Here is a 14,306-nt window from a genome sequence, read left to right on the forward strand (position 1 = left end):
GCCCGCTCGCCGGCCGCAGCCCTAGGGTGAGCGCCATGAGTACCCACATCGGCGCTGCTCCCGGCGCCATCGCCCCCACCGTGCTGATGCCCGGGGACCCGCTGCGCGCCACCTGGATCGCCGAGACCTTCCTCGACGACGCTCGGCTCTACAACACGGTGCGCGGGATGTCCGGCTACACCGGCACCTGGCGCGGCCGCCCGGTCTCGGTCCAGGGCTCGGGGATGGGCCAGCCGTCGATGGCGATCTACGCCCAGGAGCTCTTCACCGAGTACGACGTGCAGACCGCGATCCGGGTCGGCTCGTGCGGCGCGCTCACCGAGAAGGTGGCCATCCGCGACCTCGTGATCGCCTCCGGCGCCTGCACGGACTCCTCGATGAACCGGGTCCGCTTCGAGGGCCTCGACTACGCCCCGGTGGCGGACTTCGGCCTGACCCGCGCCGCGTACGACGCCTCGACCGCGCTCACCGACGGCACCGGCGTGCACGTCGGGCTGATCTTCTCCAGCGACACCTTCTACAGCCCCCGCCCCGAGCTCACCGCGCGGATGGCGGAGTACGGCGTGCTCGCCGTGGAGATGGAGGCCAGCGCGCTCTACACGCTGGCCGCGAAGTTCGGCCGGCGGGCGCTGGCGATCTGCACGGTCTCCGACCACATCGTCACCGGCGAGGAGACGACGTCGCTGGAGCGCGAGCAGACCTTCGGCGCGATGGTCGAGGTGGCGCTGACCGCGGCGTTCGCCGAGGACTAGCCACTGCCGGGGCTGACCAGCGCCTCCAGCGCCGCGCGGTCGGGCAGCTCGTCGGGCGTCGGCTCGACCAGCTGCCCGGTGCGCACGTAGTAGAACGCCGCGCGCACCCGCTCGACCGGCACACCCTGGAGCTCCGCCCACGCCTGGCGGTAGATCGCCAGCTGCAGCGGGTCGGCCGAGGCGGTGTGGTTGGTCTTCCAGTCGACGACCAGGAAGCCCCCGGCCACCTCGTCCCCGTCGGTGCCGGCGTCACCGGGCTCGGCGTAGACCGCGTCGATCCGGCCGCGCACCACCTGCCCGGCCAGCACCAGCGCGAACGGCGCCTCGACGGCGACCGGGCGCCGCTCGGCGAACGGACCGGCCTCGAACGTCGCGATCAGCTCGGCCAGGTCGCTCTCGCTGTCGATGCCCTTGTCGCCCTGGCCGGGCAGCTCCTCGGGGTCGAAGAGGTCCTGCTGACCGAACCGGGCCTCCACCCAGGCGTGGAACCGGGTGCCGAAGCGAGCGGCCGGGGAGGGCTGGCGCGGCATCGGCCGGGCCAGCTCGCGGGCGAAGCTCTCGGGGTCCTCGCGCAGCTTGGTGAGCGCCGTCGCGGAGAGGCTGGAGGGCAGCGGCACCTCGATCGCCAGCGAGCGGTCGCGCCGGGCCTCGGCGACCAGCCGGTCCAGCTCGGCGTCCCAGTCCCCCACCCGCGCCTGCTGGACCATGTCGAGCTCGGGGTCCTGGGCCGGCTCCGGGTCGGCCTCTGCCCGCATCGCGGCGCGGACGACCTCGGCGGCGTCGATGCGCCGCAGCGCCTCGGCCGTCTGCTCGGTCACCGGCCAGGGCGCCGAGACGACCCCCGACTGCAGCGGGTTGGGGGTCCCCTTCTCCGGGCGATCGGCCCACCGCTCGGACTGCTCACCCCAGTCGGCGAGCGTCTCGACGACCACCTGCTGGTAGGGCGAGGGACCCAGCGGCGTCTTGCGCGACTCGTTCCACAGGTAGGAGGAGACCACCAGCACGTGGCGGGCCCGGGTGAACGCCACGTAGCCCAGCCTCAGCTCCTCCTGCGCCTCGTGGGCGCGGGCGTCGACCTTGAGCTGGTCCAGGTCGGCCTTCTCGTGGCCGCGCAGCTGCGGCAGGTCGCGGGCGTCGCCGCGCAGCGGGGACGGCAGCACGGCCGGGCCGGTGGGCCACTGGGTCCGCGCGCGCTCGCTGGGGAACTTCCCCTCGCAGACCCCGACGCAGAAGACGGCGTCCCACTCCAGGCCCTTGGCCCGGTGCACGGTGAGCAGCTTGACCGAGTCCGCCTCGGTGGGGGTGGCGATGTCGAGCCCGGTGCCCATCTCGTCCTCGGCGGTGAGGTAGGCCAGCAGCGCCGCCAGGCTGACGTCGCCGTCCACCCCCTGGAAGTCGGCCACCGCCTTGACGAACAGGTCCAGGTTGTCGCGGCGCGCCCGAGCCGCCGGGCTCACCGAGGAGGCCAGCTCGACGTCGATGCCGGTGGTGTCGACGATGCGGCGCACCAGGTCGAGCAGAGGCTCCCCGGCGTGCGCGCGCAGCTGGCGCAGCTCCGCGGAGAGCAGCGCGAAGCGCTCACGGGCCGAGGGCGAGTAGGGCAGGTCGCCCGGGTCGTCCAGGGCGTCGCACAGCGAGCTGACCTCGGTGGGGTCCGCCCCCTCGACCGCGGCGGCGAGCTCCTCGGCCAGCGCCCGGCGCTGCGGGGAGTCCGCGGCGACCACCAGCTGGCGGGCCCGGGTGCCGAGCAGGGCCAGGTCGCGCGGTCCGATCGCCCAGCGCGGGCCGGTCAGCAGGGTGAGCAGCTCGGCGTTGGCGGTGAGGTCCTGCAGCAGCGTCAGCACCGCGACGATCTCGGCGACCTCCGGCAGCCGCAGCAGCCCCTGCAGGCCGACGATCTCGACGGGGATCTCGCGGGCGCTCAGCGCGTCGAAGACGTCGGCGGCGTGCGCGTTGTCGCGGGTCAGCACCCCGATCTCGCGCCACGACGGCTCGGCCATCGCGCCGCGCGTGGCGATCACCTCCTCGGCCAGCCAGGCCAGCTCCTCGGCGTACGTCTCGTGCACGACCGCGCGCACGGCCCCCGCGTCGGCGTCCTCGGCCGGCTCCAGCGGGCGCACCTGCGTGAACTCCCGGTAGAGGGGCCCGGCGAGCCGGTTGGCCACCTCGAGGATGCGCCGGTCGGAGCGCCGGTTGACGGTCAGCGGGTACGTCGGGACCTCCACCGAGCCGTCCGCCTTGGGGAAGTCCTCCCCGAAGCCGAGGATGTTGGACACCGACGCGCCGCGCCACCCGTAGATCGCCTGGTTGGGGTCGCCGACCGCGGTCACGGCGTGGCCGCGCCCGTCGGTGGCGCTCGGGCCCGAGAAGAGCCGGCTGAGCATCAGCGCCTGGGCCACCGAGGTGTCCTGGTACTCGTCGAGCAGCACCACCCGGAACCGCGCCCGCTCGCTGCGCCCGACGTCGGGGTGCTCGTCGGCGAGGCGGGCGGCCAGCGCGATCTGGTCGGAGAAGTCCATCAGCCCGAGCTGGCCCTTGAGCCGCCGGTAGGTGCGCACCAGGTCGAGCAGCTCCTCGCGCCGCCCCAGCGCCAGCAGCGCCTTCTGGATGTCGGCCTTGGCGCGGGCGCCCTCCAGCGCCGCACTGAACGCGGCCTGCTGGACCCGGTCGAAGTCGCGCACCACGGCCTCGTCGACGAGGTGCTCGCTCATCGCGCCCTCGAGGGCCAGCAGGTAGTTGACCACCGTCTGCGGGTGGTCGCTGAGCAGCTCGACGCGCCCGGTGTGGCGGGCGATGGCCCGGGCGGCCAGCTGGTAGCGCGAGGCGTCGGCCATCACCCGGGTGTCGGGCTCGTGGCCGATCCGCAGGCCGTGCTCGGTGAGCAGCGCGGAGGCGTAGGCGTTGTAGGTGGCCACCGTCGGCTCGAGCAGCTCCTCGTCGCCGTCGCCGCGGCCTCGCCCGTGGCCGGCGGCCTGGAGCGCGGCGCCGACCCGGGTGCGGAGCTCGGAGGCGGCCTTGGTGGTGAACGTCAGGCCGAGCACCTGGTCGGCGCTCACCTGGCCGGTGGCGACCAGGTAGACCACGCGCGCGGCCATCAGCGCGGTCTTGCCCGACCCGGCACCGGCGATCACCACCGCGGGCTCCAGCGGCGCGGAGATCGCGGCCCACTGCTGGGGGCTGACCGTGAAGGGCGTCTTCATCACCCGCCGCAGGTCGGCGGGCCCGGCGATGGTGACCGGCTCGACCGGGTCGGGCGCGGCCCCCGAGGTCGCGGGCATCTCGAACAGATGGCTCATGACAGCACCGTCCCGGCGCCCTTGATCGGGCAGATCGCTGTGAAGTGGCAGGTGTCGCAGTGCTTGCCGGCCTGGGCCGGGAAGCGTTCGGCGCGGATCGCCTCGACCGCGGAGAGCAGCTGCCCCTCGATGGGCAGCATCCCGTCGGGCCCGGGCTCCTGGGGCGGCTGGGCCTGTGTCTTGACCGCCCCGCGGGTCTCCTTGCGCAGGTGGACGAGCTCGGCGCCGCCGGGCTCTGCGGGTCGCTGCAGCAGCTCGTCGACGGCGCCATGCGCCACGGCGTACTGGTAGAGCCCCAGCTGCGGGTGCTCCTTGACCTCCTCGCCGGTGGGCGGGTACTTGCCGGTCTTCAGGTCGACGACCACGACGCGGCCGTCGTCATCGATCTCGATGCGGTCGGCGAAGCCGTAGAGGCCGACCTTCTGGCCACCGGGCAGGGTCACCTCGACCTGGATCTTCTGCTCGGTGCCGATCAGGGTCCGTGCGCCCGGGCGGGAGTGCCAGGCGCAGAAGCGGGCCAGCGCCGCCCGGATCTCCTCGCGCTCGCGGCTGCGCGACCACGGCGTGCGGAAGGTGATCCGTCCCCAGACCGCGTCGACGTGGTCCATCAGCGCATCCACCTCGGCCGGGTCGTCGGAGAGCTCGCCGTTGGCGATCCGCTCGGCGAGGGCGTGCACGACCAGGCCGAAGCCCTGGGAGGCGGTCGAGGCGACGGTGCCGCCGGCCTCCCGCTCCAGGAACCAGCGTGCCGGGCAGGCCAGCAGCGAGGTGAGCGCGCTCGCCGAGAGGGTGACCGGCTTGTCCTCGGGGCGGATCGGGGTGTCGGCGAGGGTGGCCGCCCGGGTGCCCCACCAGGAGGCCGGGTCCGCCTGGGGCACCAGCTGCCGATCCCCGGGGCGCCCGGTGACGGTCTCGCCGGCGAGCCGGGCGAGCCGGCGCGCGGCCGCCTGCCGCAGCTCCTCGGGCTCCGCGGGGTCGGCGACGGTACGGCGCAGCTCGGCGACGAGCCCGGCCAGGGAGAGCGGGCGCGCCGGGCGCCCCTGCACGTGGCGGGTGTGCAGCCCCAGCTCCTCGAGGAAGCGCGAGGGCTGCTCGCCCTCGTCGTCGGCGGAGGCGACGGCGGTGACCACCAGGCGCTGGCGGGCGCGGGTGCTGGCGACGTAGAACAGCCGGCGCTCCTCCATCAGCACCTCGCGCGAGGAGACCGGCGGCTCGATGCCGTCGACGCCGATCCGGTCGGGCTGCAGCAGGGAGCCGCGCCGGCGCAGGTCGGGCCAAGCGCCCTCCTGCACGTGCGCGAGGACCACCAGCCGCCACTCCAGGCCCTTGGAGCGGTGGGCGGTGAGCAGCCGGACGGCGTCCCCGCGCACCCCCTCCTCGGCCAGGGTGTCGGCGGGGATCTCCTGGGCCACCAGCGTGGTGAGGAAGTTGGTGACCGAGGTGTGCCCGCGCTGCTCCTCGGCGCGGGCCGCGGTCTCGAAGAGGGCGCAGACCGAGTCGAGGTCGCGGTGCGCCATCCGGGCGGCCGCTCCCCCGGACTCCGCCGAGGAGCGCAGCCGAGCGGGCCAGGAGGTGCCGGCCCAGAGCTGCCAGAGCACCTCCTCGGCCGTCGAGCCGCCGTCCAGGGAGGCGCGGGCCTCGTGCAGCAGCCGGGTCAGGGCCAGCGCGCGCTGTGCGGGGCCAGGACGTCCGGCCGGCCTGGCCGTCGGCTGCGCGAGCAGGGCCTGCTCCAGGGCGGTGGGGTCGAGCACCGCCTCGCGCACCAGCGCCGGGGACGGGCGGGGCGAGCGCCCCTCGGCCCGGGCGCGCTCGCGCTCCACCCCCCGCAGCAGACGGGCCAGGGCGCGCACCTCGGTGGCGTCCAGGCCGGCCAGCGGCGAGACGAGCAGCGACTCCGCCCGGACCGCGTCGACGTAGCCGGGGTGCTCGGGGTCGTCGTTGTCCAGGTTGACCACGGCGTTGAGGGCGTCGAGCAGCGGCTGGACCGCGGGCTCGCGCACCAGCGGCGTGTCATCGGCGGCGACCTCGACCGGCACCCCGGCGGCGACCAGGGAGCGGCGCAGCGGCGCGATGCTGACCCGCCCGGAGCGGACCAGCACGGCCATGTCGGACCAGGCGACGCCGTCCTCGAGGTGGGCGCGGCGCAGCAGGTCGGCGAGGTGCTCGGCCTCGGCCCGCTCGGTGTCGAACGTGAGCACCTCGACGCGGCCCTCTCCGAGCGGGCCGGCGACGGCGCGCGGCTCGAGGAAGGCGCGCCGGGCCTCCTCGTCGATGGTGCCGTTCAGGCTCAGCCTGCGCGCGACGCGCTGCGAGGCGAGCAGCAGCCGGGGGCCGAAGCGGCGGGTGGTGCGCAGCGCGACCACGTCGGCGGGCCTGCCGTCGCGGCGGGCGAACGCGGTCGGGAACTCCAGGATCCCGCGCACCTCGGCTCCCCGGAAGCCGTAGATCGACTGGTGGGGGTCGCCGACCACGGTCAGGTCCCGCCCGTCTCCGGCCAGCGCCCGCAGCAGCGCGACCTGGCCGGGGTCGGTGTCCTGGTACTCGTCGACGAACACGTGGCGGAAGCGGGCGCGCAGCTCCTCGCGGTGGTCCTCGGCCTCGATCACCGCGCGCCGGATCAGGTCGGCGTAGTCGATCGCGCCCTGCCAGTCCAGGACCTCGAGGTACTGGTCGAGGAAGAGCCCGGCGGCGACGTACTCGGGCAGGTCCGCCTCGTGGCCCAGCTTGGTGAGCGCGGTGCCGTCGAGGCCCTTCTCGCGGGCCCGGGCCAGCACGCCCTGGACCTCCTTGGCGAACCCGCGGGTGCCCACGGCGCGGCGCAGCGACTCGGGCCAGCGCACCGAGTCGGGGGCGTCGGTGAGCAGCTTCTGCAGCACCACGTCCTGCTCGGGGGCCGAGAGCAGCCGCAGCGGCGCCTCGTAGAGCTCGGCGGGCGCGTAGGCCCGGATCAGCCCGTAGGCGAAGGAGTGGAACGTCGAGCTCATCGTGGTCGCGGTGGTGCGCCCCAGCCGGGCGGTGACCCGGTCGCGCAGCTGCTCGGCGGCCTTGCGGGAGAAGGTGAGCGCCAGCACCGAGTCCGGGGACGCGCCCCGCGTCTCGACGCGGTCCACGATCGCCTCCACCAGCGTCGTGGTCTTCCCGGTGCCCGGACCGGCGAGCACGAGCAGCGGACCACCCTCGTGGTCGACCACCCGCTGCTGGTGCTCGTCGAGCGTCGGCGGGCGCACGGGGCCGTGCGCGCCGCTGACCAGCCGGTACGACGCGCGGGCGGCGCCGTCGGCGGAAACGCGCGTCGCGGAGGACCGCGGGGGCTGGCTCGGGCTCATGGCGACAGTCCATCATCCGGCGCCGACAGTGGCGGAACAGGTTGATCTTCGGGGCGGCGTTTCGTTGGCAATCCCTGCCATAGTCGCGACCTCCGGGCCCCTCTACGGTGCAGACATGACTGACGTCTCGCCCGTGGGCCCCCTGTCCGACCTGGTCGTGCTCGACCTCACCCGCGCCCTCGCGGGACCGCACGCCGCGATGATGCTCGGCGACATGGGTGCCCGGGTGATCAAGATCGAGTCCCCCACCGGCGACGACACCCGCTCCTGGGGGCCGCCGTTCATCGGCGAGGAGGGCGAGCGGGAGTCGACGTACTTCCTCTCGGCCAACCGCAACAAGGAGTCGATCACCCTCAACCTGAAGAGCGAGGCCGACAAGGACGTGCTGGCCCGCCTGGTCGCGCGTGCCGACGTGCTGATGGAGAACTTCCGCACCGGCGTGCTGGACCGCCTCGGCTTCTCCGTGGAGCGGCTGCACGAGCTCAACCCCGGCCTGGTGGTCCTCTCCATCACCGGCTTCGGCCACGACGGCCCCGAGGCCAAGCGCGCCGGCTACGACCAGATCGCCCAGGGCGAGGGCGGCCTGATGTCGCTGACCGGCACCGAGCAGCCGACCAAGGTGGGCGTGCCGATCGCCGACCTGCTGGCCGGGATGAACGGCGCGTACGGCGTGCTGGCCGCGATCCACGAGCGCACCCGCACCGGCCGCGGCCGGGTCGTGCGCACCTCGCTGCTGGCCGGCATGGTCGGGGTGCACGCGTTCCAGGGCACGCGCTGGACGGTGGCCAAGGAGGTGCCCGGCCTGGCCGGCGGCCACCACCCCTCGATCTCGCCGTACGGCATGTTCGCCACCGCGACCGCGCCCGTCCAGATCGCCTGCGGCTCCGAGGGCCTGTGGCGCTCGTTCGCCGACGCGTTCGGCCTCGACGCCGACGACCCGAGGTTCGCCACGAACCCCGACCGGGTGGCCAACCGCGACGCGCTCACCGCGCTGATCGAGGAGCTCTTCGCCTCCGCCCCCGCCGAGGACTGGCTGGAGCAGCTGGCGCAGGCCGGCATCCCGGCGGGCAAGGTGCGCTCGCTCGACGACGTCTACTCGTGGGAGCAGACCCGCTCCCAGGGCCTGGTGCTCGAGGTGGAGCACGCCACCCAGGGTCACCTGGAGCTGCCCGGCTCGCCGATCCGCTTCGACGACAACCCCTACTCGGGCGGACGCCCCACCCACGTGGCGCCCCCGACGCTGGGCCAGCACAACGACTCCGTGCGGCAGTGGCTGGAGGCCGACGAGGGGTGAGCCCGCCCCGGGGCGGGGGCGGGGCGGGGCCCGACTCCGGTTGTGAACATTTGTTACGTGCATGGGATTTGATCGACCGCCGGGGGTGGCCGGGTGCAGGATGCGTGTGACACGGCCCACCCGGGGCCGACGCGCAGGAATGAGACCCCCGTGTTCCTCACCCGCTCAGTGGCCGGCTTGGGCAGCCTGGCCGTCACCGCCACCGCGCTCGCGGCGTTCACCCCGCCCGCCTCGGCAGCCCCCGCCGACCCCGTCAGTCCCAAGGGCCGCGGCCCCGTGGTCGAGTACGACGCCGCCAAGCGTTCCACCGCACCCCTGGCCCAGCAGGCGGCCGAGGCGGCCAGCCAGCAGGACCCGATCGCGATGCCGGCCTCCTACCCGCACCAGCCGGAGCTGAAGGTCTTCCCCGACAACCAGCCCGACGCCTCCGACACCGCTCAGCTGATCGGGCACGACGAGATCGCGCCGCTGCTGAACGGCTGGATGAAGGAGAGCGACCGCATCTCGGCGCAGGTCGTCGGCCAGTCGACGGCAGGGCGCGACCTCTACCTGGTCACGCTCACCGCCCCCGAGACTGCCGCGCAGACCGCGCAGCAGACCGCGTGGCGCAAGAAGATCAAGGACGACCCGACCGGCGCGGCCAAGGACGCGGCGCTGGCGGCGGGCTACAAGACCCCCGTGTGGATGAGCGCGAACATCCACGGCAACGAGTGGGAGGGCACCGACGCGGCGATGACCTACATCGACGAGCTGGTGCACGGCGACACCGCCAAGGTCACCGAGCTGCTGAAGCGTCACCGCCTCTACTTCTCGGTGTCGCTCAACCCCGACGGCCGCACGCTGGGCACCCGTGCCACCGCGCTGAGCCTGGACGCCAACCGGGACATGATCACCAGCACGACGCCGGAGTCGGTGTCGTTCGTGCGGACCGCCCAGAGCATCCAGCCGCTCTACGCCGCGGACCTGCACGGCTACACCGGCGTGCTCCAGGTCGAGCCCTGCGGCCCCCCGCACGGCGAGAACTACGAGTACGACCTGTTCATCGGCCACGCCTACGCCGCCGCGGAGCGCGTCGAGAAGGACGTCGTCGCCGCCAAGATCCCCGGCAACACCTACTACGACATCACCACCGGCGACATCGTGGCGGAGAACACCTCCCCCGACACCAGCCACATCCTGATCCCCTACCGCGACACCCCCTCGGGCTGGGACGACTACCCGCCGGTGTTCACCGCCCAGTACGCCGCGTACCACGGCGCGGTGACCGCCACCGTCGAGCTGCCGAAGTCGCGTCCCAACGGCTCCTCGCAGACGCCGGCCAACGCGGTCGTCAACAGCGCGGTCGCCAAGCAGACGATCAGCAGCATGGTCGACTACGTCGCGGAGAACAGCGACGACATGCTCGCCAACCAGATCGAGATCTTCCGCCGCGGCGAGGCCGGCGCCGCCAAGGCCGCCCTCACCGAGGCCGACGTCGCCGCCGTGCCGGGCCCCGACTCCTGGAAGCCGTTCTGGGACGTCGCCGACAACCAGGACCCGGTCACGCTCCCCCGCGCCTACGTCATCCCCGTCGGTGAGGACCAGCGCTCGATGAGCGACGCCGCCGACCTGGTCGACCAGCTGCTCTTCAACGGCATCGAGGTCGGCACCCTCGACGCGGCGAAGACCGTGGCCGGCACGACGTACCCGGCCGGGTCCTACGTGGTCGACATGCACCAGCCGCTGCGCGGCCTGGCCAACAGCCTGCTGGACCTCGGCAGCGACATCTCCGCCAAGGTGCCGTCGATGTACGACGTCTCCGCGTGGAGCTACTCCTACCTGTGGGGTGCCGACGTCGCCAAGCTGGGCGCCACCACCGACGCACCGCTCGGCGCCACCACGCCGGTGCGCGCAGCACGCGCGAACGGCTCGGTCCCGGCCCGCCGGGGCTACCTGAGCTTCGACGTCGCCGGGGTCTCGGACTACCAGGCGCTCAACGACCTGCTCGAGCAGGACGTCGCGGTCTCGATGCTCGAGGACGGCTCCGCCGTGCTCGGTCCGGAGGGCTACGACGAGGCGCGCGCGGTCGCCAAGGAGCACGGGGTCGCGTTCACCCCCGCCAGCGCCGCGGACAAGGCGCTGCTCGACGACGAGGAGACCCGCGGCCTGGACGACCTCACGATCGCCTACACCGGCACCCAGGAGGACAAGCTGGCGCTGACCCAGCTCGGCTTCGACGACCTGGTGCCGGTCACCGCCAGCGCCATCAACGACAACCCGGCGGTGCTCGAGGGCACCGACCTGCTGTGGATCGGGTCGAACCTGACCTTCACGCCCGCCCAGCAGGCGGGCCTGGCCGCCGTGCAGTCCTACGTCGACGCCGGGCACTCCATCGTGGGGCGTGGCACCGCGGCCAACGCCGCCGCCAACACCTTCAAGCTGCTCAGCTCGGTGGCCGTCGGCGGCAACCGGAGCGGCAACGGCATCGTCGACGTCGACACCCCGGCGGACTCGGTGCTCGCGCCGTACGCGCAGGACGCGGCGTTCATCTACCCCGCCACCTGGTTTACCGACCTGGGCCCGGGCACGCGCGTCGAGCAGACCTACGGGGCCGACCCGCTGCTGGCCGGGCACTGGCGCGTCTCGCAGCCGAGCACGCAGATCCCGGCCCCGGCGGACGGGCCCGAGCACGCTGCCGGCGACGCCGCGGTGATCTCCGGCGAGGCGGCCTCCGGTGCCAAGGCACTGGTCTTCGGGACCTCGGTGTTCTTCCGGACCCACACCAAGGGGGGCATGAGCCAGGCGGCGCGCGCGCTGTTCTGGGCGGCCCCCGAGGGCGACGGCGTCGCGGCGCCGAGCAACACCTCGGTCCGGGTCGTGCCCGGGCCCGCGGTGCGCTACCCGGGCGACGCGACCGTCCGGGTGCGCGTCACCTCCCAGGGTGCTGAGCCCACCGGAACGGTCACGCTCCTCGGCCGGCGGGGCAAGGCACTGGCCAGCGCCGAGCTCGTGCAGGGTGCCGCGACCCTGAGGGTCTCGGGCCTCAAGCCCGGCGCCGCGTCGTACGAGGTGGAGTACACCCCGGACGCCGCCGGGTTCGACGCCTCCAGCGCGGACGTCACCGTGCGGGTCCGCAAGGCCACCTCGCGCACCGGGCTCCGGGTCGTCGAGCGGCCCGGTGGCAAGGTGAGGGCGATCCTGTCCGTGCGGGCTGCGGGCATCGCCGCCCCGCGCGGGGTACTGGTCCTCACCGACAAGGGCCGGGTGATCCGCAGGATCACGCTCACCCAGGCGGCGCAGGGCAGCAAGCAGGTGGTGCTGCGCCTGGGCCGGGGCCGTCACGTGCTGCGCGCGACGTTCCGGGCGACGCCGCTGATCCAGCGCAGCGTCTCCCCGGTGCGCGTCGTGCGGCGCTAGCCGGTCGGCGCCGGCCGGACGAGGCCACCACGACCGAGGGCCCCGGTCCCCACCCGCAGGTGGGGGCCGGGGCCCTCGTCGTACGACGTGTGACTCAGCCCAGGTCGACGATGGCGGCGACGGGGCCGCCACCCTCGGGGCCCTGGTGGGCCGCGGAGACCGAGACGAACACGGCCGGGTCGCCGGTCACGGCAGCGGTCACGCCGCCGACGCACGACTTGATCTGGCGGTGCCAGTGCACGTCGGAGTCGTCGAGCATCGCGTTGCGACGACCGCGCACGGTGCCGTCCTGCGAGGCCTCGCACTTGAGGAAGACGTTGACGAGCTTGCCGTCGAGGTCGGTGTGGTGCGGGCGCTCGGGCAGGTCCAGGCCGGCGTTCTTGATGGCCGACCAGATGCCGTCGGCGTCCAGCGCGTCGGTCATCACCGAGTGGCCGACGCGGTAGCGGCCGCCGACGCCCTTGGCGTTGCCGACCACGACCACCTGGGCGCGGTCCAGCTCGACGCCCGAGGAGCAGGAGGCCACGGCCGAGTACAGCTCGCGGTTGTGCATGACGTCCTCGTCGGAGGGCATCTCGATCTCGCCGAGGGCGACGGCGATGCCGAGCGCGGTGACGCCGTTGGACAGGTCCATGGACTCGTGGGTGTGCTCGGTCCAGACCTCCTTGCCCCGGCTCTTGGCGTCGCGGATCGTGTCGATCGTGAGCAGCGGGGTCTTGGTCTGCACGTAGTGGACGTCGGCGGGGTCGGTGATCCCGGCCTTCTCCATCGCCACCTTCACCGCGTCGGCGACCTTGGAGATCATCGGCGTGCGGCCGATCTCCTCGGGCAGCAGCTGCTCGCTCATCGCGAAGCCGACCGTCAGCCGCGGCTCGTCGGAGGGCTCGGCGTCGGTGGTGGCGAAGATCGTGGCGTGGGGGCTGATCACGCCGTCCGTGCCGCCCGACCAGACGATCGGGACCTGCTTGACCTGGTCGGCCGGGGCGCCCTTCTCGATCAGCACCTCACGGAAGGCACGGTCGGCGATGATGCGCGTGTAGTCGTTCACGCCGCCGTTGCCCTCGGTCTTGCCGATGATCGCGATGACCCGGTCGGCGGCCATGACGCCGTCGTCGATGAGCTTCGCGAGCTCGCTGGCGTCGGCGACGGAGTGGATCGGGACCTTGCGTACTTCGATGGCGGAGGGCATCCGGTTCCTTTCGTTGGGGCAGCGGCCGGGTAGGCCGCAGGGTGGAGAGAGAGGAGGTCAGTCGGGGACGATGACGGTACCGGCGGCGCCGGCGATCCCGTCCACGATGTTCTCGAGGCTGGTGATCACCGAGCGCAGGCCGCCGTTCTCGACGAAGCGGCAGGCCGCGTCGACCTTGGGGCCCATCGACCCGCCCGCGAAGTGACCCTCGGCGGCCAGCTCGCGCATCCGCGAGACGGTGACCTTGCCGAGCGCCTCGGCCTGGGGGGTGCCGAAGCGCAGGATGGCGTTCGGGACGTCGGTGGCGACGACCAGCACGTCGGCCTCGACGCTGGCGGCCAGCAGCGCGGCCCCGAGGTCCTTGTCGATGACGGCCTCGACGCCGGCCAGCCCCTCGTCGGTGCGGACCACCGGGATGCCGCCACCGCCGTTGCTGACCACGATGAAGCCGGCCTCGACCAGGGCGTGCACGGCCGCCGCGTCGAGGATCTCGACGGGCTCCGGGGAGGCGACCATCCGGCGCCAGCCGCGCTCGCCGCGGTCCTCCCAGGTCTCGCCGTGCTCGATCAGCACCGCGGCCTCCTCACGCGTGAGGTAGCGGCCGATCGGCTTGGTCGGGTTGGCCAGCAGCGGGTCGTCGGCGTCCACCCGGCTGCGGGTGACGACGGTGGCGCTGCGCCGCTGCGAGCCGCGCACGGCCAGCTCGTGGTCGAGCGCGTTCATCAGCACGTAGCCGATGGTGGCCTGGGTCTGGGCGCCGCACCAGTCGAGCGGCACCGGGGGGACGACGCTGGCGGCCACCTCGTTCTTGACCAGCAGGTTCCCGACCTGGGGACCGTTGCCGTGCGTGAGCACGACGTCCACCGGGTCGGGACGCGTCACCAGCTCCGCGACGGCGGCCATCGCCGTCTGTACCGCGGAGATCTGGTCCTCGGGACGCGCACGTCCGTCGGGGGATGTCATGGCGTTTCCGCCGAGCGCTAGCAGGACCCTCATGAGCCAAAACCTAGTGACCGAACGCACCGCGGGCATCGGCAACTAAACCCAACGAAC

At 73.6% G+C, this 14,306-nt stretch carries 7 protein-coding genes; 3 read left to right on the forward strand and 4 right to left on the reverse strand.

Annotated features, from left to right (window positions below):
• Window positions 1-35: 35 nt before the first annotated feature.
• Window positions 36-752: a purine-nucleoside phosphorylase gene (gene deoD / locus AC6EH9_RS11380; protein ID WP_498423192.1), complete on the forward strand. Its 717-nt coding sequence runs from the start codon at window positions 36-38 to the stop codon at window positions 750-752.
• Here the strand turns inward: deoD and AC6EH9_RS11385 are convergent.
• The gene (locus AC6EH9_RS11385; RefSeq protein WP_498423194.1) at window positions 749-4,048 is read right to left on the reverse strand and encodes an ATP-dependent helicase; all 3,300 of its coding nucleotides are present in this window, start codon (window positions 4,046-4,048) and stop codon (window positions 749-751) included. The genes deoD and AC6EH9_RS11385 overlap by 4 nt on opposite strands.
• Window positions 4,045-7,374, reverse strand: coding sequence for an ATP-dependent helicase (locus AC6EH9_RS11390; protein WP_498423195.1), 3,330 nt, complete (start codon window positions 7,372-7,374; stop codon window positions 4,045-4,047). The genes AC6EH9_RS11385 and AC6EH9_RS11390 overlap by 4 nt, the downstream gene beginning before the upstream one ends.
• A 115-nt stretch (window positions 7,375-7,489) precedes the next feature.
• Between AC6EH9_RS11390 and AC6EH9_RS11395 the strand changes: the two genes are divergently transcribed.
• Window positions 7,490-8,668 carry a CaiB/BaiF CoA transferase family protein gene (locus AC6EH9_RS11395; RefSeq protein WP_498423197.1) on the forward strand — a complete coding sequence of 393 codons (1,179 nt, stop codon included), beginning with the start codon at window positions 7,490-7,492 and terminating at the stop codon, window positions 8,666-8,668.
• A gap of 150 nt (window positions 8,669-8,818) precedes the next feature.
• Window positions 8,819-12,064 (forward strand): M14 family metallopeptidase, encoded by a 3,246-nt coding sequence (locus tag AC6EH9_RS11400; RefSeq protein WP_498423198.1) that lies wholly within the window; start codon window positions 8,819-8,821, stop codon window positions 12,062-12,064.
• 94 nt (window positions 12,065-12,158) lie between these two features.
• Here AC6EH9_RS11400 and bar read toward each other — a convergent pair whose 3' ends face one another.
• Together bar and AC6EH9_RS11410 are read right to left on the reverse strand one after the other, a co-directional pair.
• Window positions 12,159-13,253 carry a barbiturase gene (gene bar, locus AC6EH9_RS11405; RefSeq protein WP_498423199.1) on the reverse strand — a complete coding sequence of 365 codons (1,095 nt, stop codon included), beginning with the start codon at window positions 13,251-13,253 and terminating at the stop codon, window positions 12,159-12,161.
• Window positions 13,254-13,310: 57 nt separating this feature from the next.
• Window positions 13,311-14,285 carry a carbamate kinase gene (locus AC6EH9_RS11410; protein ID WP_498423200.1) on the reverse strand — a complete coding sequence of 325 codons (975 nt, stop codon included), beginning with the start codon at window positions 14,283-14,285 and terminating at the stop codon, window positions 13,311-13,313.
• Window positions 14,286-14,306: the final 21 nt, after the last annotated feature.

The organism is Nocardioides sp. Z21_20, assembly GCF_059766585.1.